Origin of the sequence: Proteus sp. G4380 (assembly GCF_963885725.1) — a bacterium.
In the GTDB taxonomy this organism is placed as follows: Bacteria; Pseudomonadota; Gammaproteobacteria; order Enterobacterales; family Enterobacteriaceae; genus Proteus; species Proteus mirabilis.
On record NZ_CAWPAV010000089.1, the window covers coordinates 56,181 to 81,459 of the forward strand.

Consider the following 25,279-nt stretch of genomic DNA (forward strand, 5'->3'; position numbering starts at 1 on the left):
ATACTTAATATAAAAATAGCGATATTAGTACAACATACGAGCACGAATGGTACCCGGTAGTCCTTTTAGTTTCTGCAATACTAACTCAGCTTGTGCTTTCGTTTGTGTAGTAACGTCAATCACTACATAACCCACATTACCAGCTGTACGTAGATATTGTGCAGCAACGTTAATATTTTCTTCTGTAAATACGTTATTGATACTATTCATAATACCCGGACGGTTTTCATGAATATGCAGTAAACGGTTTACATCATCACCATGACTAGGCAATGATACTTCAGGGAAATTAACCGCAGATAATGTAGAACCATTATCAGAATATTTAGCTAACTTACCAGCAACTTCATAACCAATATTTTCTTGGGCTTCTTGGGTTGAACCACCAATATGTGGCGTTAAGATCACATTATCAAATTTAATTAATTCTGATACAAAAGGATCGTTCGGATCGTTATTTGCCCCCGGCTCCGTTGGGAAAACGTCCACCGCTGCACCTGATAAATGTTTACTCTCTAGCGCTTGTGCTAATGCCGGAATATCAACCACAGTTCCACGAGAGGCATTAATAAGAATAGCGCCTGGCTTCATTCGTAATAGCTCTTCGTGACCAATCATATTTTTTGTTGATGGCGTTTCTGGCACGTGTAAGCTAACAATGTCACACATATTCAGCAGTTCGGATAAGTGGCGAACTTGGGTTGCATTTCCCAAAGGAAGTTTGTTTTCAATATCATAAAAATAGACATCTAAACCAACACTTTCCGCCAATATCCCTAACTGGGTGCCTATATGACCATAGCCAATAATCCCCAGTTTTTTACCTCGCGCTTCAAAACAGCCTTTAGCTTGTTTATCCCAAATACCACGATGGGCTTTAGCATTAGCTTCTGGAATACGACGCAGTAATAACAGTAATTCCCCTAACACCATTTCAGCCACGGAACGAGTGTTTGAAAAAGGTGCATTAAAAACAGGGATCCCACGACGGGCAGCCGCATCTAAGTCAACTTGGTTAGTACCAATGCAGAAGCAGCCTACAGCAACTAATTTTTCAGCGGCTGCAAAAATTTCTTCTGTTAAGTGAGTGCGGGAACGGATCCCCACAAAGCGTGCATCACGGATAGCTTGTTTTAATTCTTCTCCCGATAATGCACCTTTATGATATTCGATGTTGGTATAACCTGCTGCTCTTAAATTCTCTACCGCACTTTGGTGTACACCTTCCAATAGTAGGAACTTTATCTTTTCTTTTTCCAAAGATACCTTGACCATTTACCCTGCCCTATTTGTGTTACATGAATAAAAACGAAATCCTGTTTCACCAACATAACAAAAATAGATTTTGAGGCAATACAACCGATTGCACTGTTGACAGAATAAGCGATAGATAAAGTGATTTTCTACCGAGCAAAATGATTTTGACAATAAAAATGGCAGCATTTTAAAGAGAGATATCTCTATCGTGTGATATATATCACTGAATTTATGGTTTTCAAAATAATTTGCAAAAAGTCATCATTCTGATTATCTAAGGGGAAAGATAAAAGAGAGTGGGAAAACAATATAGTTCTCCCACTCTCTTTAAGAGGATGTTGTTATCTCTGACTAGAGATACAATTTAATCGTGTTATTTAATGGTTTTCACACCTTCAGAAGTCCCCATTAATACAATGTCTGCTCCGCGATTAGCGAAAAGCCCGACAGTGACCACCCCTGCAATACTATTAATTTTATTTTCTAGCTCGATAGGGTTCAAAATAGTGAGATTATAAACGTCTAAGATCACGTTACCATTATCCGTCACGACGTTTTCACGATATTCAGGTAACCCACCTAATTTAACCAGCTCGCGAGCCACATAAGAGCGAGCCATTGGGATAACTTCAACAGGCAGAGGGAATTTACCCAAAACATCCACTTGTTTTGATTCATCGACAATACACACAAAGGTTTTTGCCACCGCTGCAATGATTTTTTCACGGGTTAATGCCGCACCACCACCTTTGATCATCTGCATTTGATGGTTAATTTCATCAGCACCGTCTACGTAGATATCGAGCGAATCAACTTCATTACAGTCAAAAACGGGAATGCCATAGCTTTTTAGTTTTGCCGTTGAAGCCTCTGAGCTAGAAACTGCCCCTTCAATTTGACCTTTCATTGTTGCAAGAGCATCAATAAAATGAGAAGCCGTAGAGCCTGTTCCAACGCCCACGATAGTACCCGGTTTTACATATTCAAGGGCGGCCCAACCTACTGCTTTTTTTAATTCATCTTGAGTCATTTACAAAACCTTATTTTTCACATTTATCGAATAAGAATAGCATAGTGCCCATAAAATCCGCACAAGGTGTATCAAAATTTGAGACACAACATTTTAACTCATAAAAACTAAAAATATGGCATAGTACACAGTAGAACATAAAATCAAAGAGAATCTGTCAATGAAACGTCCTGATTATCGGGCCCTGCAAGCCCTTGATGCCGTTATTCGAGAGCGTGGTTTTGAACGAGCCGCACAAAAACTATGTATTACGCAATCTGCCGTTTCACAAAGAATAAAACAACTTGAGAATCTATTTGGACAACCTTTATTAGTACGTACGGTTCCGCCCCAACCCACAGAGCAAGGGCAAAAGCTACTCGCATTACTGCATCAGGTCGAAATGTTAGAAGAGCAGTGGTTAGGTGATGAAAATAGTGGCTCGACGCCTCTTTTACTCTCTTTAGCTGTCAACGCGGATAGTTTAGCTACTTGGTTATTGCCTGCTTTGCACCCGGTATTAACACAACTTCCTATCCGGCTTAATATTCAAGTAGAAGATGAAACTCGTACCCAAGAGCGATTAAGACGTGGTGAAGTGGTTGGCGCTATCAGTATTCAGCCTCAAGCATTGCCTAGCTGTCTAGTCGACCAATTAGGCGCATTAGACTATCTTTTTGTGGCATCCCCTGATTTTGCCCAACGTTATTTTGCTAATGGGGTCACTAAATCATCTCTGTTAAAAGCCCCCGCCGTCGCATTTGACCATCTTGATGATATGCATCAGGCTTTCTTACAGCAAAACTTCGGTTTATCTCCCGGTAGTGTGCCCTGCCATATTGTTAATTCTTCCGAAGCCTTTGTTCAGTTAGCTAAACAAGGCTCAACATGTTGTATGATCCCTCATCTACAAATTGCCGATGAGCTAAAAAGTGGTGAATTGATTGATTTAACGCCAGGATTATGCCAACGCCGCATGTTGTATTGGCACCGTTTTGCCCCAGAAAGCAGAACGATGAGAAAGGTAACGGATGCGTTACTTGATTATGGTCGTAAAGTGCTTAAGCAAGATGAAGAGTAAAAAGTAACGTTGATGATGTTGTTTCTTGATCAATATTATCGCTATTCTTAGAAAGGGATTTAACCAGTGTGTTCCATCAACCGGTTTAACTCACAGTGAGGAGTTGATGTTTTCCTCTACCGGAAGAAGCAAATTTAAGTTTTATTGGCATTTAACGGGCATAATATTGTATAATAAATGAACATAGGAAAAGGAGATTCAGATGAGCACTTTTATTCGTCGAAGTCGCAACGTTGCTCTAGCCATTGATGCTGGACGTAAAAGTGGTAGTGCTAACATAGAAGGTAATACCCCTGCTGATATTCAAGCCAGCCTGCTGAAAAGCTTAGGTGAGTTTACTGCATCTATTCCAACTACAAAACAACAACCTTACGTGAAAGGATCTCACGGTGCCAATCATAAAAAAACCTATTTCGGGCGTTGATCTCCGTGCAAGTTTTTATTTGACTTCCCAAAGTTTAGGATATCCTTCAAATAAACAGGCAATATTAATGGCTGATATTGCCACATTAATAGCTAAATGGAGGAATGGCTTAGAGGTCGAAATTTATACGGAAAATTATGAATTTAGATATGGTAGGATTAAGTCTTCACGTTTTAACGCCTCTGGTGAGGAAAGCGTATATTATGCAACTTACTTTCATACTCGTGCCAAGCCAAAGGACAATGATCCACTTCTAATAATTACTTTTGATCCCGTTGTTGGACAAGACGATTTTATGTTCATTGAGACCATTATTGATCATAGAACCTATTTAGGTTCACCGGGTGCAGGTAAAACTAAATCTCATATTGAAAGACGGTCATCTGATTTAAAACGCCGTATTGAAAATGGAAAAAAAATTAGTTCCGAACCTTCATCTTCAGTTCAAAACGTTAATAAAAATAACAATGATTCGCCTGACCAAGAAAATAAGTAAAGATGCTTTTTATATATGTAATATTTTCTGACATAAAATCATTTTAAAATATAAGCTTAATAACCGTTTTTCGCACCCAAAAGAACTACCAGATCTGATCCTGCGCTATAACATAGATGTATCAGCTCACTGCTGAGCCAATACATCTTATCCTTTGATGGTAAAGATTATTTAGCTGTTTTTAATTCAAATACCACGTCAACGTAATCTTTAAACTCAATGCTTTGTTGTTGATAGGTCTCTTTTACTGCTTCCGGTGACGGGGCACTTAATGCCATAGCATCCATTTTCATTCGTGCTATTGGATAAGGTGTTGCTTCTGGTGCGCGATAACTTACACTATAAACAGCCCCTAAATCAGCACCAAACCCTTTTGCCACTGAACTTGCCTGTTGTATGGCATTTTTAATTGCCACTTCTCGTGCTTTGGCTTTGTACTGTTCTGGATCATTAACGCCAAACTCAACGTTATTAATTTCATTTAGCCCTGCTGCTAATGCCCCATCCAGTAAGGTATTAAGCTGATCAAGTTTTTTGATTTTTACATCTACGGTTCGTGTTGCTGTATAGCCATTAATCACCGAACGTTCTGCTTTTTTATCATACTCATAATTAGGCTGTGTACGAATGTTGGCAGCATCAATATCTTCTTTCGTCACACCGTTTTCTTTTAAAAAGGCAAAATATTTTGCAACACGCTCATCCACTTGTTTTTTAGCTTGAGCTGCATCTTTTGCTTTTTCACTAACCTGAATATTAAGTGTCGCCATATCAGGAGTCGCTTTAATTGTTGCATTACCTGATGTAGTTATATGGGGTCCTTCAGGTACCGCCCCGGCTAAAGCGATTGAGGGTGCTCCAAGGGCTAACATGGATGCTAATACCATTGCTTTTACTTTCACAAAAACCTCCTGACAAAAATCATGTATGGGTATTGTCACTAAATTACAGTTATAACAACATTAGCATATCTGTTGTAAAGTTCTTTCAGATTAAAAGAGGTTTTTCCATCCCTGAGCGGCCAATTGCAGAGCAATAAACCACATCACACACCCCACAAACAAGTTGATGATACGTTGAGCGGTCACTTGGCTTAAAATAGGTGAAAACCAAGCCGCTAGTAGTGATAAAGCAAAAAACCAACTAATCGATGCGAATACCGCGCCAAAAGTAAACCAAGGACGTAATTCTGCTGATAATTGCCCTCCGATACTGCCAAGCACTACAAAGGTATCAAGATAAACATGGGGATTTAGCCAAGTGACGGCAACTAAAGTTACAATCACCCGCCAACGACTTTTCACTTGATTTTTATGTTGTGATAATTCAATCTCTTTTGTAAAAGCGGTTTTAAACGCATTCCAGCCATACCACAATAAAAAAGCCACACCGCCCCAAGTGATCAGTAATAAAAGATATTCTGATTGGCTCAGTAATGCACTTCCACCAAAGACTCCCCCGCTAATTAATATCACATCACTTAAAGCGCATAAAAATGCACTCATTAAATGGTATTGTTTTTTACTACCTTGTTGCAAAACAAAGGCATTTTGCGCACCAATGGGCAATATCATTGCTGCACTTAATAAAAACCCCTGAAAAAATGTTGTTAACATGCAAAATATCCTAATAATTATTCATTAAATTAAGAAAAATAATAAAAGGATTTTGTTATTAGAGGAAATGAATCATTCTTATTGATAATAAGAAAAACTAATAGCGGTAAAAATAAAAGAGCCACGCTTAATCGGTGGCTCTTGAGATGTGTTTTATAACAATAGTGCTTATTCTGCTTTCATCACGGTATTTTGTGCTTGATGCATATAGACATCCATTTGTGGGAATGGAATACCAATATTATTTGCATCTAGCGCGCGTTTAAAGTTTTCCATAAGATCCCAATAAACTGGCCATGCATCATCATTGGTGGTCCAAACACGTACCACAAAGTTTAATGAAGAAGGCGCCATTTCATGTAAACGTATTGTCACGCCTTGGTTATGTTGAATACGTTTATCTTGCGCAACAACATCACCGAGCACTTTTTTGACTTTATCAATATCAGCATCATAAGCAACGCCGACAATAATTTGTGTACGACGATTTGGCTCACGGCTAAGGTTAATAACCTCACTACTGATAATTTTGCTATTTGGAATAACAATGATCCGGTCATCCGCTGAACGTAATGTGGTCGAGAATATTTGTACATCTCGCACCGTACCTTCGACAGCACCAATCATCACGTATTCACCAGCACGAATAGGACGGAAGATAACAATTAAAACACCCGCTGCAAAGTTAGAGAGTGAGCCTTGTAATGCTAAACCAACCGCTAAACCTGCCGCACCAAGTACTGCGATAACAGAAGCTGTTTGAACCCCTAATCGACCTAATACTGCAATCAAAGTGAATGCAATAACGGTATAACGCACCAAGACAGACAAGAATGTCACAACAGTTGCGTCGATATGGCGTAACGTTAAAATTCGTGCAACCCCTTTACTGACCATTTTAGCGACAAAAAGACCAATAAATAGGATCAAGAATGCAGCAACGATATTCACAGCATATTGAATAAAGAGTTCTTGATTAGCAACAAACCAACCTGTTGCTTCATCTAAACTCGCAGGTAATTCATTCATTAGACCACCTTTTAAACTTATAATCCTAATAAAAAGAATAGCAACCAATAGTATATTGTGGCAGATTTATTTAATAAATATATGGGATTTGTTAACTTCTTCTATTTTCCAGAATAAATAACCGATATTTTTGTAGCATAGTAGCAAAATCATCTAATCCACAAAATGCGATGCTTTCATTATCGTAGTAGCTCATCCCTTCTTCTAAATCATCGGTTTCAAAATGGAGAGTATTCGCCCTTACCATAATTTCCTCATCATCAATAGATAAGCTGTATTCTTTACCAATCAATTGCCACTGTTTCTCACTGCCTTTAACTTCGTCCATCTCAGTCAAAATTTGATCGATTAAGCTGATATCACCTTGGATCTCATCATTTAACCAATAACCAATCGCCTCATGATCCATTGAAAAACGGGCCAATATACCGCCAGTAAGATCACGCTGAAATTCATAGTCCATGGTGTATGCCCCTTAAATTAGCTGTCGCCTTTTTCTATATAAAATATCTATTGTTATTATGGCAAAAATAACAAAAAAACAGGAGGCATTGCCTCCTGTTTCAGACTGCTGAACAACGTTATATGTTGGAACGCAGTTGTAATCAATTTTTAGTGAAAAATCAAACTCAGTTATACCGTGGTTTGGAAAATCACTTGTGTTGCTTTATCTGTATATTGCTCTAGTTGGTCAAAATTGAGATAACGGTAAGTATCTTCCGCCGTTTCATCGACTTTATTGATGAAATCAAGATACTCTTGTGGCTCTGGTAGACGTCCTAACAGTGAAGCCACTGCCGCAAGCTCTGCGGATGCAAGGTAGACATTCGCCCCCGTACCTAAACGATTCGGGAAGTTACGTGTTGATGTTGAAACAACCGTTGCCCCATCCGCCACTCGCGCTTGGTTACCCATACATAATGAACATCCCGGCACTTCGATACGAGCGCCACTCTTACCAAAGACGCTGTAATAACCTTCTTCAGTCAGTTGTGCTGCATCCATTTTTGTTGGTGGTGCAACCCATAAGCGTGTCGGTAATTGACCTTTATGTTGGTCGAGTAATTTACCCGCTGCACGGAAATGCCCAATATTGGTCATGCAAGAGCCAATAAAGACTTCATCAATTTTGCTGTTTGCAACTTCTGATAATAGACGAGCATCATCAGGATCGTTTGGCGCGCAAAGAATAGGCTCTTTGATTTCGTTTAAGTCGATTTCAATTACAGCCGCATATTCAGCATCCGCATCTGCTTCAAGTAATTGCGGATCAGCTAACCAATTTTCCATTGCCGTAATACGACGCTCAAGTGTACGACGATCACCATAACCTTCTGCTATCATCCATTTTAATAAGACAATGTTAGATTGTAGATATTCGATAATCGGTGCTTTATCTAATTTAATCGTACAACCCGCAGCAGAACGCTCAGCCGATGCATCAGCTAGCTCAAAGGCTTGCTCAACTTTAAGTTCAGGTAAACCTTCAATTTCTAAGATACGACCAGAGAAAATATTCTTTTTACCTTTTTTCTCAACAGTCAATAACCCTTCTTTAATCGCATAAAGTGGGATGGCATGAACCAGATCACGTAGCGTTACCCCCGGTTGCATTTTACCTTTAAAGCGTACTAACACCGATTCTGGCATGTCTAATGGCATTACTCCTGTAGCCGCTGCAAAAGCGACTAAGCCTGAACCTGCAGGGAATGAAATACCAATAGGGAAACGTGTATGTGAGTCACCACCAGTACCAACAGTATCTGGCAATAACATGCGGTTTAACCATGAGTGAATAATGCCATCACCCGGACGCAGTGAAACCCCTCCACGATTCATAATAAAATCAGGTAACGTGTGATGGGTGGTTACATCAACAGGTTTTGGATAAGCGGCGGTATGACAGAATGATTGCATAACCAAATCAGCGGAGAAACCTAAGCATGCTAAATCTTTCAGTTCATCACGTGTCATTGGCCCTGTAGTATCTTGAGAGCCAACGGAGGTCATTTTGGGTTCGCAATATTCACCAGGGCGAATACCATCACGACCACAAGCGCGTCCCACCATTTTTTGTGCAAGTGAGAAACCACGATCGCTTTGTTCCACTGCTTTGGCATGACGGAATAAAGTGCTAGGTGGTAAACCTAAGGCGCTACGAGCTTTTGAGGTCAATCCACGACCGATGATCAAAGGAATACGACCACCCGCACGCACTTCATCAATCAGTACTTCTGTTTTTAGTGCAAAGGTTTCCAATAACTCATTGGTTTCATGGTTACGGATTTCACCTTTGTATGGGTAAATATCAATAACATCGCCCATATTTAATTTAGAAACATCAACCTCAATAGGTAATGCACCGGCATCTTCCATCGTGTTGAAAAAGATAGGGGCAATTTTGCCACCCAATACAACCCCACCACCGCGTTTATTTGGTACATAAGGGATATCATCCCCCATAAACCAAAGTACCGAGTTGGTTGCAGATTTACGTGAAGAGCCTGTTCCGACAACATCCCCCACATAAGCCAGTGGGAAACCTTTTTTATTCAGTGCTTCGATTTGTTTAATCGGGCCAACACTACCCGGTTGGTCGGGTTCAATGCCTTCGCGGGCATTTTTTAGCATAGCTAGAGCGTGTAATGGGATATCAGGACGAGACCAAGCATCTGGTGCTGGTGATAAATCATCTGTATTGGTTTCACCCGTCACTTTAAACACGGTTACCGTGATTTTTTCAGCAAGTTCTGGACGTTCAGTAAACCACTCTCCATCAGCCCAAGATTGCATAATTTGTTTCGCGTAAACGTTGCCAGCTTTCGCTTTTTCTTCAACGTCATAAAAGCTATCAAACATCAATAAGGTATGAGAAAGTGCTTTTGCCGCAATAGGAGCCAGTTTGTCGTTATCTAGCGCTTCAATTAATGCATGGATATTATAGCCACCTTGCATAGTACCTAATAATTCTACGGCTTTTTCTGGCGTGATAAGCGGTGATGTTGTTTCACCTTTTGCGAGAGCCGTTAAAAAACCTGCTTTAACATAAGCGGCTTCATCAACGCCGGGTGGAACACGGTTAACAATTAAATCAAGAAGGAATTCTTCTTCGCCTTTTGGGGGGGACTTTAATAGCTCAACAAGTGCGGCTGTTTGTGTGGCATCGAGAGGTTTTGGAACGACACCTTCAGCTGCACGCTCTGCTACGTGCTTACGGTATTCTTCTAGCACGACTTTCTCCTCGCTTCTTTGTCATTTTGTATAACCCGGCTGTCTGCACCCTATCTAGTTGGATGCCAGGTCAGAGGATCTTTTGCTCGCATAAAACATCTATGGTTGTGAAATTATGCCCAGCTAAGGGCTATCAGCATAGCAAATTTTCAACACTATGTTAATTCGTTCACATAAAAGCAACATACAACAAACGTAAATCTCACCTTATTCATATTATGACACTCAATCTAATAGGCATTTTTCACCAGCCTCGTTTTTACCAATAAACTCAGTTAATAAATAGATATCAGTGCTACTCGGTAAACGTAACTTATCTTGTAAATTAAAGTCATTTGATTTAAGTAATAAATAACTAGAACAATAAACCTTACACATACATCCTTTAGAATTATTTTAAATAGAATGCTTATAAAAATAAACCCAACATCACCAACAAATAAAAACTTAATCAATAAACTACTATAAACCCCATATAATAATTATTTTTTGATAGAGTTTTAAAATCTAACATATTAATATGAAATAGCATTACCATGCTAATTATTTAAACAATAATTTCATTAAGTTCATTTACAAATAGCACTTAGCAATTACGTTCAACCTTTACATTTAAAAAAAGAAAATTATCGATTTATTCATTAAAATGATTAATTATATGGAGAAAGTCTTTATGGCAATTAACGAAAAATTTGTCCAAGAAATATCAAGCATTAATTATAATAATAGTATATTTTCACTCTATTTTGTCGGTCAAGATCCTCATAAAATAGCACAAGGTATCATGCCAGAAAAAGATGAAGAATTAGCCCTAAAGTAAGTGATCCACATTCCTGCTTCTGGTTTTATTTATATGGCTTCAATAATTAAAAGCATGCTGGAAAATCCATGCATAAACAAAGAGTTTGAAAAGCTAATTGCAGCAGATCTACTTCCTATTCTTCAAAATGAAACTAATATGACTGAAAATTTTACTGCCCTTCATTTAATAAAAAAAACAAATAATAGAAGAATAATTTTATAGAAGAACTTATTCATCATAAATTAACTCTTACCCTGTTTATTAATAACTGAAATAAATACAACTAATTAAAGAGAGGAAACGATTATTTACAATAATCTTCTCTCTTCAGGTTTTTTGTCTTAAAAAAGACAATTCAGTCAAGTCAGACGCTAGAAGGGTATATAGAGATGCTAGAACTACTGTATTTAAAAATTACTGTACTTTTTATTAAAAATAAGTTTGAGGGAAAATGATGTCAAAAATTTTAAAAGATTTAGAGTTTACTTTTACAGGAAAACGTTATGGTACAGATGGAAATGACGATATTGATGCCATAGGTTTTGGAGGGATCATTTATGCAGGAAAGGGACACGATACAATCACAGTCGGAACATTTGCAGTTACCGCTTACACCGGAGACGGGCACGATTTTGTCAGAGGGGGAAGTGCTTATCTTAAGATTATTGATGAGAACGGTGATTTAGATGTCAGAGGATTAAATGCATGGGGAGAAATTGAAAAGTCCGGTCATGGCGATCTGAAATATGTTGGTGCTTCTGCCGCGATTAAGATTAATCATACTGGATATGAATATGGAAATATCAATTATTCAGGAGCTGCTATTGCAAATATCATCACCCGTAAAGGCGCAATTAGTAATATCAACTACCAAGGTGCTGGCGGTTACAATCAAATTTGGCATGAAACCAATACTGGCAATATGACGTTTAAAGGGGGAGGAGGCTATAATAAATTGGTTCGTACTTGGTTTAATAGCTATCAAAATTCAAAAGGAAATATTAATTTTGAAGGATTAGGCGGAGGCAACGGAATCTTCTCTCGCGTTGAAACAGGTGATATTAAATTTACCGGAGGTGGCTTAGAAAACGTCTTAATACGCGAAGGTAAATCAGGCGATATCTTTATGTATGGAGCAGGAGCCAATAATAGGCTTACACGTATCAGCCGAAATACTGATACCTATAAAGAAACAAGTGGCAATATCTATTTTTCGGGGGGGGGAGGTTATAATCATATCTATTCCAATATAGCACAAGGCAATATCACATTTTATGGAGCTGGGGCTTACAATGAGATCATTCGTACAACTCAAGTTCATCCTCATAATGATTTATTAGTTGAATATACGAAAGCTGAAAATATTTTTCTAACAAGTGCTTATATGTTAAATCTAGACTTAGATAAAAGTATTAATTTTCTAACAAGTGATAATAAGCAAAATTTCGAATCCGGTAAACCTGTTGAAGTAAAAGCGATTAAATCATTGCGAGAACCAAATACTTATTTGTTTAAAACACCGGGCCCAGGGGATACCAATTTATTCATATCAGACTATGGTCGTCGAGATTATACCTTTAATAAAGTCAAAATTTACAATGATCCTGAAACGGGAAAACTTCAATACGATTCCGAACTTTGGCGTATAACGCCTGATAGTGGGGACATTAGGAACATACGTTTTGATAAAAAAAATTTTGAGGATACCTATAATCTTAGTGTGGTCAATAATTGTTGGAATACATTAGAAAAACAAGAAATTATCGAATCACCACGTTTCACAAAAATAAATGCTGATAGCCACTATCAATTATCTAATTTAAAAGTATTTCAACACATTAATACAGAACAAATCCAAAGAAAGTCTCTAGAAACAATCAAGTTGGGCGTAGCACAAGAACTTTTTAAAGACGATAATTCTGCTGAATGCTCTGGTGATATCAATTTCACAGGTGGTGGCGCTGGTAATGTCATTAAATCTGATGTTACACAAGGTGATATCAATTTTACAGGTGGCGGCATAGCAAATGTAATAAAACATAACTCTAATTATGGTAATACCAACTTTACTGGTGGAGGCGCAGCCAACATCATTGTAAAAAAAGGTCAAAGAGGAGACCTAACATTTGATGGAGGAGGATTAGCAAATGTCTTACTACATCAAAGTAAAGAAGGAAGAATGAACATTAATGCTACTGGTGCCACGAATGTATTAATCCGAATTGGTGACGGTGAATATAAAGCACATCTTACGGCATTAGGGAATGTTTCTATTCACAAAGGACAAGGTGATAGTCATATCACAATGTTAGGAGGATTAAATACCCATACCCAGATTGATAGTCATCAGCGTGATAAGGCTTTATGGCGAGCATTAGGCGGACTTAATGTCATGACACAAGTCGGTGCTGGTACTATTACATCTTTACTCGGCGGCGGTGGAAATGTCCTGACTAAAATGGGTGAAGGCGACCTAAGTAGCATCATGTTAGGTGGTGCTAATATCATTACACATATCAGCAATAACAAAATAAAATCAAACACTTACACCATCACCCTAGGTGGATTAAATATTTTAACAAAAAAAGGTCAAGGTGATATTTTAGCCATAATGGGGGGAGGTGGCAATGTCCTAACACATATCGGAAACGGTAACATACATGGCGTTATGCTTGGAGGTGCCAATATCTTAACTAAAGTAGGTAATGGTGATCTTTCAGGCATTATGCTAGGTATTGGTAATGTACTAACACATGTTGGCGATGGGCAAACCCTAGGTATAATGGGCGCTGTGGGGAATATTTTCACTAAAGTCGGTAATGGAACCAGTATGGGTGCCATGCTCGGTGGTGGCAATATATTCACCCATATAGGTAATGGTGAAGCTTGGGCACTAATGGGAGGTTTAGGCAACGTCTATACCAAAATAGGCAATGGGAATACTTTGGCACTAATGATCGCCAAAGGGAATGTGTTCACTCATGTGGGTGATGGAATGTCGGTTGCTCTAATGTTAGCGATAGGCAATATAGCCACAAAAGTGGGCGATGGCATGACATTAGCTGCAATGATTGGCAGTGCTAATATTTTTACTCACATTGGGCATGAAGAAACCTTTGCTGCAATGGTGGGTAAAGGTAATGTCCTTACCAAAGTTGGCAATGGATTAACGTTGGGATTAATGCTAGGTGTGGCTAATATTTATACCCATGTCGGTGATGGCATTGGTATTGGGCTGTTTTCTGGTAAAGCAAATATCATGACCAAAGTGGGTAATGGAACCACATTATCAGCGATGTTTGGCAAAGCCAATATTATGACCCATATCGGTGATGGGATAACTGGCATACTTGCATTAGGCCAAGCCAATATCATAACAAAAGTGGGTGATGGCATTGCGGGAATCATTGCTGGTGCGAAAGGAAATATCGTTACTCATGTAGGTGATGGAATAACCGCTGCGATCCTCGGCGGAAAAGCGAATATTTTAACAAAAGTGGGTGATGGGCTCACCGTAGGTCTGCTGATTTCAAAGGTGGGAAATATTATGACCCATATTGGTAATAGCACCACGATTGGTTTTGCCAAAGGCAACGCCAATATCATCACAAAAGTAGGCTATGGTTTAGGCATTAATGCGGCATGGGGTAAAGCTAATATTTTCACTCATATCGGCGATGGTGAACGATATAACTTCGCCAAAGGAAATGCCAACATCATTACCAAAGTAGGTAATGGACAAGAAACCTCTGTTGTTAAAGGTAATATCAATATTATTACACACGTAGGTAGTGGAAATAATTATACTGGTGCATGGGGCAATGGGAATGTTGTAACACAAATTGGTGATGGTCGTCAGGTCGCCTTAGCAAAAGGTCATGCAAATATTGTCACTATGCTCGGAAAAGGTGACAACTATGGCATAGTTTGGGGTAAAGCCAATATTTCGACAAAAGTAGGTAATGGCACGCAAGTCACCATAGCAAAAGGCCAAGCAAATATTACAACAACCGTAGGTGATGGCCTAGGTGTTACCGTTACATACGGCAACGCAAATATCAATACTAAAGTGGGGAATGGTGTATCTGTAAACGTTGCTTGGGGGAAATATAACGTAAGTACCAAAGTGGGTGACGGCTTAAATGTTTCGGTCATGAAAGGTACCGCTAATGCAAATATCCATGTTGGTAACGGTTTAGGTATTAACGCCTCTTACGCAAAAAACAATGTCATCGTTAAAATTGGCAATGGTGATATCTACAGCTTATCGGTTGCTTCTAGTAATACTCAAAGTAATAAACTCGCTACTTTCTTCGGCAATATAAAACAGAGTGTACTTGGTGTGGTCGGGAGTCAGGCTATTAACTATTTAGTACAAGGTGATGATGTAACCACTTCCGGCTCCCGCAAAGGCAAAGGCGCTATTCATTTAATTGAAAAATCTTCAATCGACGGTTTCAAAATGAACAAAATCGACGAAGTGAAGAGTAACATTGATATAAATTTAAAAGGTCATATCACAGAGGTAGAAACCCCTAGTTTAAGTGATGTTAATACAGATGAATCCAACTTAACCAATAACAGTCCGAATTTGATCATAAATGGTGACTTTAAACATGGATTTAAACCTGTAACAGAAGGTTGGAATATTGCATATACTCAGGATAAAATTACAGCAATTAGCCAATATGGACATAGAGCCTCTATTGATACACCAACTAATACTAATAATAAAGATTATTGGGATGGTGGACTTATAGCAGAATACAAGGAAGAATATGAACCAAATATCGCTATATATCAAGATATTAGTGGTTTAATGCAAAATGAGGTGATTGAATTAAGTTTTGAGTATGAACGACAAGATAATACGCCAACAGAGAATAAATTAAGTGTTATCTGGAATGGTGAGGTTGTCTTCACTTCATCAAGTGATGATAAGTCAATAGCATGGCAACAACAACAAATTAAATTAACCGCAAATGCAGAAAATAATCGTCTTATTTTTACCATTCCAGGCTCTGATGGCTTGCAAGGAAATAATTACAGACTAAGAAATATTGTCGCTAAATCAGCTGTAGCAAATATAAACAAGCATATCTCAGATTCTGATGCGACAAAAAATGCCCTCGCTGACAAAAAGAAGGCAGATGCCAATCGTCAAAAACTAACTGATGAAAAACAACGCCTATTAGACCACATCTCTACCACACAGACTGAACTTGAATCGACCGATCACCTTGCACTGGAGAAAAACGGCCATAGAGAACGCGATGCCATTCTTGAAGAAGCTAATTCAGTAACACACAATTTGACCACAGTTGGTCAAACACTGGAAGTACTCAGCGAATATTCACAAGATGCCCCCCCCTCAGATCAACCATGGAGTGAGCCATTCGCGGAAGGAATTTTAAAGGATGTACAGAAGAGCTTAATTAATACTAAAAAAATTGTTTCAGTGCCTGTTAATAATATTAAAACTCAGTATGTTGCAAACCTTACAAAGGTGAAAAAATCGATAAAAAAATCGGAATATGGCGTTATTCAAAGTGAAGAACATTGTCAAGAAGTGCAACTCGATACTTCCAAAGCAAAAAATGATGCAGATAAAAGATACTCAGACGCGATAGATAAAAAAAATAGTGCTCAAATGGCAGAGAAAAAAGCATCAACCATGGTGGAAGATGCGAGATCACGAGGAGATACGGAGCAAAAAACAGCGACTAGCATATCGGATAAAGCACAAAAAGAAGCTAAATCTGTTCAACTGAAAGAAAGTGATAAACCTAATCGTCACAGGGCGCATGGTAGCGGTTTATCCGGAGAAGCGGCCTATGTAGAGGGGGCTGATGATAATCCATCCAGTTATATCAAACCAATATCAACTAAAAAAAATGATGGTCGTTTCAATAATAAACTGACAACATTTAATCAGGAATTACTTGATGATGCTCAGCAAGCCATTAATCGTTTAAGCATTAATGCTGGGATCCGACAAAAATCGGCAAACGTTCTTCCCTCTTTTACATCAGACCTTAATGGAGATGACGTAGCAACCTATCAACAACCTTCTCTTCGTTCAGGCAATCTTCAATATCACAAAATAGGAGCTATCGCGGTCAATCTTTCTGGATTAGGCGAAAGCCCCATTTTTGAAACGCTAAAACAAAAATTCAATGTAAAAATTAAGAATAGAAATACTTACTTTACTTTTATTTTGGAAAAAAATAGTGGTCGTATCCAAAAAAATATTTATTTGGATAACATCAATGATCCCACTCAGCAAAAAATAATAGAACACTTTATTTTAGCTAATTATTCAAATTTTGAAGCAATGCCTAATGAACTTCATTTAGAAAATGACAAAATTAAATCAAGTCATAACAACAAAGATAGGATACTTGCAGAATACGTAGAACATAAATGGCAAATGCTAACTGATTCAAAAGTCATGTCAGTTGATGAACTACATAAAGTTGCAAGTGTTAAAGGCAAAATACAAGGCGAAAGTTATAAATCAATCATTACAACTCTCTCGGAATACCATGAAAAAGAATCGAATACAAACTGCTTACCAATAGAGAAATTGAGAGTGCTAGCTCAGTTGCGAAACCAAATTGATGGTTACCTATTAGGACACCCCGACTCTGAACGCAATGATGGATTGAAACAGTTACAAACTCAAGTCAATACACGTTATAAACACGCATCGGCTTTAATACAAGATAGTCACACCATCAACGCTGATAGCAGCTTTAGTCGCTTATACGATTCACTTTCAAATGCCAATTTAAAAAGAAGTAAACACATTTATATTGATATTAACGGACACTTTGTCACTGAAGGAAAAAACAATCTGCAAGGGAAAAATAGACTAACCAGCGGAAAAGAAGTGATTGAGCGAGTAAAAAATGCCGTAGAAAAAGAATATGGCGCACCGATTGCCAATAAAGTCTTCAGTCAATTTGCAAATAATGAATTCGCTGAAAACGGCGAGGGTATTGATGTTTCAGGGTTAAAAAAAATTCACAGAGCTATTGAGCGGGAACTATCTCCTCATAGTGCAACCTTATATATCTGGAAACCAAGCAATCATAGTAATTTGGGACACGCCACACTACAAATAGGTCAAGGTCGCTTACTGTTAAACACAGAAGACGCACAAAATAATCATAAAGAAAACTACATCAGTTGGTGGCCTAACAAGGCGAAGTCATATTTTGATGTGATGGGAGTCCCCTCACAACCAAAAGAGTCGTTAGCATCGGATGTTGCAGCAGAAGAAAATGATGGCTTTGGTTTAAATTACAAATATAAAGAACTAAACAGATATGACCGACTCATGAATATTGCGAAAGGTGAAACGGTCACCACTGCAGATGATTTATCTCTTGCAGACGCAAAAAATATATTGACGATCCCAAATTATATAGAAAATTCAAAAATACCGCGAACAATTGGACAGCCTTTTATTGATGAATGGGTAATAACTCAGAAAAAACTCAACAACATCGCCACAAATTTTCTAGAAGCTGTACAAGGTAAATTTAGTGGAAATACCATAACTATAAATGGTGCCATGATACTATTGACAGAGCCCACGTTACTATCAAAAAGAAAAATCCCACTTTCTGTTGCACAGCCTTTTATTGAACAATGGGATAATATAAAAACACAACAAGAAGATATATCTATTCAATTATTAAAAGCGATGAAGACTTGGATACAAGAAGGTAAGGATCCAACGTTAACGAAAAAACGAATTGCTTTAGTAGAAAACGAATTTGCTGAGCAAAAACAAAAAAGTATTGACAGATTTAAAACCAGCTTACCTGATGAAGGACGAGTATTCCGTATTAATTTAGAGGGGTTAGACGTTGCTGCTATGCAAGCTGAATGGCAACGAATTAAAAATTCACCTAATGGTCGTTATCATTTATTAACCCAAAATTGTTCGAGTATCGTAGCGAAAATTTTAAAAGCGGGTGGCGCAGATGAACTGATTGGCTATAACTGGCAACCTAAATATAATATTTGGACACCAAATCAAATGTTCGCATTTGCTCAAGAGTTACAAGAAGCGCAAATGGCACGACAACAAAGTAGAATGATTCCACCTAACTTACACGCGTTGTCAGGTTCTGAAAATATCCGTCAAGAGCTAGAAAACACCTCCCCTCTTATTTCTGCTGAACAAAAGCTCAATATTGTTTTTAGTGAACAGGAAACGGGTTTTCTACTGACACAAGCATCAGATGAAACGAATGAAAAATTTATTTATATAAAAAATGGAGATAATCAAGAACAACAAAAAATAATGAGTAATTTTATACTCACTCATTATCGTGATTTTGACTCTATCCCTGAGCAACTTTATTTCTTAGATAATACAATCGTGTCACTCGATAAAAACCATTCACGAATATTATCAGAAAAAGTCGGTGAAAATTGGCAACCTGTTGCCTATTCGAATCTAATGACTGCTGATGAATTAACCTCCGCTGCAGAGGTGACAGGAAAAGCACGCGGTGAAAATTATAAAGCGATCATTCAATCGCTTAGAGATTATGAATTACAAAGTACAAATACAAACAACACACCAATAGATATATTTCAGCAACTATCCACATTACGTATACAAATTAATAGTTATCTGCTTAAACACCCTGATTCAAAACGTAACGAAGCATTGCAACAATTACGCGACCAAGTTGATATACGTTATAAACATGCTTCTATCTTATTAAGTAATAGCCAGCAAGTTGATTCAAATAATACTTTTAGTTATTTATATGAGATTTTTTCAAATGCTAACTTAAAAATCAACAAACATATTTATCTTGATGAAAACGGCAACTTTGTTACAAAAGGGAAAAATAATTTACAAAACCAAGACAAACTTATCAGTGGTAAAAATGCAATCACAAGCATTAAAAGATTGGTCGAAAAAGAGTATGGCAGTGAAATTACCAATCAGGTATTTAATCAATTTACAGAAAATGAATTTGCCCAAAATGGCCATGGTATTGACCTGTCAGGATTGAAAAAAATTCACCAAGCAATTGAACAACAAGTTTCACCAATCAGTTCTACACTATATATCTGGAAGCCCAGCAAACATAGTCGCTTGGGACATGCTGCGCTACAAATAGGTTCTGGGCGCTTACAATTAGATAGCGATAGTGTGCAGGATAACCATGATAATAATTATGTCAGTTGGTGGCCTGCCGGGAGCAAATCGCTCGCAAACCCACTGAATATTACAACAGAAAAAAATCCTGATTTAAAATTACGCTGGTATGATTTAAGCCAACCAGTGAGTCGCTCAACAAATTTCATGACTTTACAAATTGATATTCAAGAAGAGGAAAAGACGAATTTCAAATTAAATAAAGATGAAGGGGAAAATGACAGACAGTTAAAAGAATTTAGAGATAAAACGAATCTTACCCGAGGTCTCGAAAATATTACACCTGAAATCGCAGGCTTACTGTTGAATGCTCCTCATTGGATACCAGAAACACTTATCCCACCTGAAATTTCACACCCCTTTATTAAACAGTGGAAAAGCCCAAATAGTAATCTACTTGAAGTATCAACAAACTTTTCAATCGCAGTGAAAAACTGGCTAAAAGTCGCCTTTCCAACAGCGATGATTAACCAAACCTTTGCATTGGAAATCAAGAAAATTAAAGAAATTGAAGACCGAAAAACAGAAAATTTCAAAACAAGTGTCGCTGATGATACAAATGATGGCGTGGTGTTTCGCATTAATCTAGAGGGACTTGATGCCGCCGCCATGCAAAAAGAGTGGAAGCGCATTAATAGCCAGTCTGATCCTCGTTACCAATTATTAACCAAGAACTGTTCTAGTATTGTTGCTAGAATATTAAAAGCAGGCGGAGCAGATCAACTGATTGGTCATCATTGGAAACCTCGATTTGGCATATGGACACCAAATGAGTTGTATAAATTTTCTCAAAAGATACAGGAAGCACGCTTAGCCCAAATTGCGGTACAACAAGGCAAACCTATACATTCTAATTTACAAGCATTATCAGACCACAATAAAGTGGCTATTGATAATGACGGTACATCACCAAACGAGAGAAAAAATCTTAGCCCATTAACACGTTTTTTTAATGATCATTTTTTCGGCAGCTATGAACGTCGTAGAGACATGACAACGGTGATGAGAATAAAAAATGAAGAAAAAATAACATTAAAAGGGGATGCAGGCCGTCTTACAGGATCATATTACAGAGGAAACGACAATATTCCAGAAGCTACCGATAAGAAAGTAGTACTATTTTTACATGGTTCAAATTCCCCTACCGAAAAACAATCCTCTAGTTTTTATCATTATTATAACCAACAAGGCATCGATATGTTAGCGATTAACATGAGAGGGTTTGGCGAAAGCGATGGCTCGCCAACAGAGCAAGGAATGTATGCTGATGCACAAACCATGTTCCGTTATCTCGTTAATGATAAAGGTATCGATCCTAAAAATATTATTATTCATGGTTATTCCATGGGGGCACCAATTGCGGCTAAATTAGCCAGCGATATTTCAGCTAACGGTCAGCATATAGCTGGGCTATTCTTAGATAGACCAATGCCAAGTATGTCAAAAGCAATTGAATCTTATGATGAATATAGCCTTAAGAAATTGACTGGACAACTCGCAAAAAAAATCAATGGCCAATTCTCCGTAGAAAAAAATCTACAGGGTTTCTCAAAAGATATCCCCATTATATTGCTCACTGACTGTGGCGAGCTGGGCATTGGTGGTGAAAAAATGCGCACTAAATTACTTGATAAAGGATATCTAGTTAAAGGAGAAAGAACCGATGTTTCTCATTTAGAGAGCCTTAAGTTGATGAATCAATACGGTAAACAAATAATATCAAGTTTACTATCCCCAGAGTATGTAAATAACACCAATCACAGAAATGCGTTAGATTCGATACAAAACCCGATAAAAAAGAATAAGGTGACTGATTGGGGGATGGTATATGTAAAACCCAATGATAATGGGGGTGATAGTCGTTTTGATAGCCAGATTATTATCCAAACAGAGGATGATCCGATAGTCGCTCAAGCAGCTTCGGCACTTGCCGCTAAACATGCCAAAAATAGTATCGTGGTACAATTGGATGCCGATGGTCATTACCGCGTAGCTTATGGCGACCCAGCACAACTTTCAGGTAAAATACGTTGGCAGCTTGTTGGCCATGGTCGTGAAACAACCGAAAATAATCATTTACGCCTTAGTAACTACAATGCTGATGAGCTTTCCAATCAATTGGTTAAATTCAATACCGTATTCAGCAAAGAAAATCATATCAATACAACTCCTGAACATATCAGTATTGTCGGTTGTTCATTAATAAGTAATGACAAGCAGGCAGGATTTGCCCACCAGTTTATCAATGCATTAGATCAACAAGGCATTCGTAGTAGCGTTTCTGCTCGAGTAACAGAGGTCGCCGTTGATAGCAATGGTCACAAATACACCAAAGATAACAACGGAGAGTGGGTAGCCAAACAAACCCAAAACAAGGTAGTGTTAGATTGGAATAAAGAAGGCAAAATCACGACTGAATTTGAGCAAATACATAATGGTGTTGCTGAAGGTGATATTGATTTGACTAAAGTAGGAGCTTCAGCTGACAACAAAGTACGTGGCGCAATTGCAGATAATAATGAAGTCTTTACCGCCCCCAAAAAAGGTAAAAAATCAACCAAACAAAGCTCATCAGGAAGTGATAATTCATCACTAAGCTATTCTGGCAATATCCAAGTCAGTGTGGGTGACGGCGAGTTTACAACGGTTAATTGGGGAACCTCTAATCTTGGGATCAAAGTAGGTACTGGCGGATTTAAATCACTGGTTTTCGGTGATAACAATGTGATGGTACACGTTGGTAATGGTGATAGTAAACATAGTGTTGATATTGCTGGCTATCAAGCTTTCGAAGGTATGCAATTATTTGTTGGTACACGTAACGTCAGCTTTAATCTGGGGCGTAGTAATGATCTTATTGTGATGTTAGAAAAATCAATTCCAACCCCTCCACTGATCAACCCTTTTGATGGTGCTGCTAGAATCACCAAAGTTCTAGAGTCAATCGCATGCTCAGGTGAAAATAATGATAATGATTGGTTGTCGGTACAAAACGATCAGTGGACACTCGCTGGCGCTAAAAAATTTGCCATAGATATGTCAGGAATAGACCAAACGAGCAATGTTGACTATAAAACACTGACTGATCTGAATTCACAGAATAAGCGTAGTAGCCGTGGATTAAAGAGTGATCTAGAAGCCACACTAAACAAAAAATATAACCAGTGGTTAGGTGGTAGTGGCAATAACAACGAGATGGGAAAAATCAGCCGAGCTGAGCAACTTCGTCAACTAGATAGTAAAATCGCTTTTAATTTCGCCATTGGTGGTCAAGGTGCTGATATTCAAGTTACTGCCGGGAATTGGAACTTGATGTTTGGTGATAATATCCAGTCTATTATAGACACTAATCTTGGCTCATTATTTGGCTTAATGACGCAGCAATTTACAGCAACTGGTATGGTGGAAACCACCTTTACTTATACCCCCCAAAACTTACCAACTAAGTTAAAAAATAAATTGCTAGGTCGGTTAGCCAGCGTGAGTTCAGACACGACTCTGGGGGATATTTTTGGAGTAGACTCTACCACAGATGGAAAAATAATCTCTCGTAATGGTGAGCCCATTGATGTTGTCGCTATTTTGAAAGATATGCTCGCTGTAGTGACTGAGTTTGGAGGTGAAAAACTGTCCGCATTTACTGATCCGACTAAATTATTAGATAACCTCCAATCATCTATTAATCTGGGCAAGGATGGTATTATTTCATTTGCTGAAAGCCATGGTTTAAAAGAAAAAGCGACAGAAGATCAACAAAATGAATCTGAAGTTTCAATTAATGCCCAAACACCAATAACAACGAGTCAAACTGAAAATAGCAAGATCACAGAGGAAAATGATCGCCCTTTCGGCTTCAATTCGCTAAATATCCCCAATCTATTTGCCACAATCTTTAATAAAGATAAACAAACAGATATGCGTGATCTCGCAGAAAACCTCAAAGAAAATTTAGCAGCTGATGTACTGAACATGGAGAAGAAAACGCTCGATTTCTTGCGTAATAGTGGTCATTTAAAAGGCGATGGTGACATACATGTCTCTCTTGGCAACTATAATTTCAACTGGGGGGGAGATGGTAATGATCTCGGCGCTTACCTAGGAGATAATAATAATTTTTGGGGTGGGCGTGGTTCAGATACTTTCTATGCAACGGGGATCTCAAATATTTTTACTGGGGGTTACGGAAATGATCTCGGCGTCTTGATGGGGCGCTCAAACATGATGTTTGGAGGCGATGGAGATGACACTGCTATTATCGCCGGTCGGATCAATAATGTCTATTTAGGTGACGGACTCGATAAAGCATTTGTCTTTGGGGAAGGCGGTGAAATTCACACTAATGCAGGTAATGACTATGCTGTCACTACCGGTAACTACAATCGCATTTTCAGTGGTAGTGAACAAGATTTTGTTGTCACAATTGCTAACCACAACCAAATATCCTTAGAAGAAGGCAATGATTTTGCCAAAATTTTTGGTAACTACAATAGGTTGAATGGAGGGGGCGGTGATGACGAAATTCAACTAATGGGTTATCACGCCGTAGTTGATGGAGGCGATGGAAATGATCAACTAATTGCAGCTTCATTCTCGAAATTTAGCCTTCTTAATGGTAATACAGGTAATGATATTATCATATTAGGTGGATATCAGAACCACTTCAAAGGTGGAAACGGTATCGATAGCTTCCTGATTAATAATAATGTGATTGATTGTTATATAGACGATATTAGCCAAGAAGATAATATTGTACTTGGAGATATTGATTGGAATAAATTATGGTTTGAACGCAGTGGCTATGATTTAAAGATCTCACATATTCGCTTCCCACAAAATACAGGGGAACAAGCCACATTTGAGCGCATTGGCTCAACTACTTTTACTGATTATTTCAATGGTAATCAGGCAAAAATCGTTATCGCAATGACTGATAAAGATCACTCTGATCAGCGCGAATATACGGCTTTATCAAGCAATGCACTCGCTATTCAAATTCAGGCCATGAGTACATTTCCTATGAAGGCAGGCGCATCCGGATTTTTCGATAATATAAGTGATGAGGCTAAACAAATGATAGCCGTAGCTTGGACAGATACAATTTCAGGAAAAGGCATATTAGTGTAGTTTAACCATACTCTATAACT

General features: G+C 38.2%; 13 protein-coding genes. 6 read left to right on the forward strand and 7 right to left on the reverse strand.

The window, feature by feature from the left end; genetic code table 11:
• Positions 1-24 precede the first annotated feature (24 nt).
• Both serA and rpiA read right to left on the reverse strand, forming a co-directional pair.
• Positions 25-1,275, reverse strand: coding sequence for a phosphoglycerate dehydrogenase (gene serA / locus AACU98_RS07725; RefSeq protein ID WP_004248535.1), 1,251 nt, complete (start codon positions 1,273-1,275; stop codon positions 25-27).
• Positions 1,276-1,630: 355 nt separating this feature from the next.
• Positions 1,631-2,287, reverse strand: a complete 657-nt coding sequence (gene rpiA, locus AACU98_RS07730) for a ribose-5-phosphate isomerase RpiA (RefSeq protein WP_004244058.1) — start codon at positions 2,285-2,287, stop codon at positions 1,631-1,633.
• A 160-nt stretch (positions 2,288-2,447) separates the two neighbouring features.
• Between rpiA and AACU98_RS07735 the strand changes: the two genes are divergently transcribed.
• From AACU98_RS07735 to AACU98_RS07745, 3 genes are all read left to right on the forward strand, one after another.
• Positions 2,448-3,347: a LysR family transcriptional regulator ArgP gene (locus tag AACU98_RS07735; protein ID WP_004244059.1), complete on the forward strand. Its 900-nt coding sequence runs from the start codon at positions 2,448-2,450 to the stop codon at positions 3,345-3,347.
• Between the two features lie 202 nt (positions 3,348-3,549).
• Positions 3,550-3,771: a hypothetical protein gene (locus AACU98_RS07740; protein ID WP_004244060.1), complete on the forward strand. Its 222-nt coding sequence runs from the start codon at positions 3,550-3,552 to the stop codon at positions 3,769-3,771.
• The gene (locus tag AACU98_RS07745) at positions 3,737-4,267 is read left to right on the forward strand and encodes a hypothetical protein (protein ID WP_223842420.1); all 531 of its coding nucleotides are present in this window, start codon (positions 3,737-3,739) and stop codon (positions 4,265-4,267) included. The genes AACU98_RS07740 and AACU98_RS07745 overlap by 35 nt, the downstream gene beginning before the upstream one ends.
• Positions 4,268-4,434: 167 nt before the next feature.
• On the opposite strand, the gene AACU98_RS07750 is transcribed toward AACU98_RS07745, so the two are convergent.
• From AACU98_RS07750 to acnB, 5 genes are all read right to left on the reverse strand, one after another.
• Positions 4,435-5,169 carry an oxidative stress defense protein gene (locus AACU98_RS07750; RefSeq protein ID WP_004248538.1) on the reverse strand — a complete coding sequence of 245 codons (735 nt, stop codon included), beginning with the start codon at positions 5,167-5,169 and terminating at the stop codon, positions 4,435-4,437.
• A 90-nt stretch (positions 5,170-5,259) separates the two neighbouring features.
• Complete coding sequence (argO, locus tag AACU98_RS07755) at positions 5,260-5,883, reverse strand: arginine exporter ArgO (RefSeq protein WP_004244063.1); 624 nt, start codon at positions 5,881-5,883, stop codon at positions 5,260-5,262.
• Between the two features lie 168 nt (positions 5,884-6,051).
• Positions 6,052-6,912 carry a small-conductance mechanosensitive channel MscS gene (gene mscS / locus AACU98_RS07760; RefSeq protein ID WP_004248539.1) on the reverse strand — a complete coding sequence of 287 codons (861 nt, stop codon included), beginning with the start codon at positions 6,910-6,912 and terminating at the stop codon, positions 6,052-6,054.
• A gap of 91 nt (positions 6,913-7,003) precedes the next feature.
• Positions 7,004-7,375, reverse strand: coding sequence for a YacL family protein (locus AACU98_RS07765; protein WP_004244066.1), 372 nt, complete (start codon positions 7,373-7,375; stop codon positions 7,004-7,006).
• A 170-nt stretch (positions 7,376-7,545) separates the two neighbouring features.
• A complete protein-coding gene (gene acnB / locus AACU98_RS07770) occupies positions 7,546-10,143 on the reverse strand; it encodes a bifunctional aconitate hydratase 2/2-methylisocitrate dehydratase (protein ID WP_004244067.1) in 2,598 nt (865 codons plus the stop codon).
• Positions 10,144-10,816: 673 nt separating this feature from the next.
• On the opposite strand from acnB, the gene AACU98_RS07775 reads away from it, so the two are divergent.
• The 3 genes from AACU98_RS07775 (at position 10,817) to rtxA (ending at position 25,259) form a co-directional block, all read left to right on the forward strand.
• A complete protein-coding gene (locus AACU98_RS07775) occupies positions 10,817-10,963 on the forward strand; it encodes a hypothetical protein (protein ID WP_004248541.1) in 147 nt (48 codons plus the stop codon).
• Positions 10,964-10,996: 33 nt separating this feature from the next.
• Positions 10,997-11,167, forward strand: coding sequence for a hypothetical protein (locus AACU98_RS07780; RefSeq protein WP_017827182.1), 171 nt, complete (start codon positions 10,997-10,999; stop codon positions 11,165-11,167).
• A 232-nt stretch (positions 11,168-11,399) separates the two neighbouring features.
• Positions 11,400-25,259 carry an MARTX multifunctional-autoprocessing repeats-in-toxin holotoxin RtxA gene (rtxA, locus tag AACU98_RS07785; RefSeq protein ID WP_161735786.1) on the forward strand — a complete coding sequence of 4,620 codons (13,860 nt, stop codon included), beginning with the start codon at positions 11,400-11,402 and terminating at the stop codon, positions 25,257-25,259.
• Positions 25,260-25,279 lie beyond the last annotated feature (20 nt).

Coding starts and splice junctions, on each gene's coding strand:
- rtxA (WP_161735786.1), top strand. CDS start 11,400: ATGTCAAAAATTTTAAAAGATTTAGAGTTTACTTTTACAGGAAAACGT.
- AACU98_RS07740 (WP_004244060.1), top strand. CDS start 3,550: ATGAGCACTTTTATTCGTCGAAGTCGCAACGTTGCTCTAGCCATTGAT.
- AACU98_RS07765 (WP_004244066.1), bottom strand. CDS start 7,375: ATGGACTATGAATTTCAGCGTGATCTTACTGGCGGTATATTGGCCCGT.
- rpiA (WP_004244058.1), bottom strand. CDS start 2,287: ATGACTCAAGATGAATTAAAAAAAGCAGTAGGTTGGGCCGCCCTTGAA.
- AACU98_RS07735 (WP_004244059.1), top strand. CDS start 2,448: ATGAAACGTCCTGATTATCGGGCCCTGCAAGCCCTTGATGCCGTTATT.
- AACU98_RS07775 (WP_004248541.1), top strand. CDS start 10,817: ATGGCAATTAACGAAAAATTTGTCCAAGAAATATCAAGCATTAATTAT.
- AACU98_RS07780 (WP_017827182.1), top strand. CDS start 10,997: ATGGCTTCAATAATTAAAAGCATGCTGGAAAATCCATGCATAAACAAA.
- mscS (WP_004248539.1), bottom strand. CDS start 6,912: ATGAATGAATTACCTGCGAGTTTAGATGAAGCAACAGGTTGGTTTGTT.
- serA (WP_004248535.1), bottom strand. CDS start 1,275: ATGGTCAAGGTATCTTTGGAAAAAGAAAAGATAAAGTTCCTACTATTG.
- argO (WP_004244063.1), bottom strand. CDS start 5,883: ATGTTAACAACATTTTTTCAGGGGTTTTTATTAAGTGCAGCAATGATA.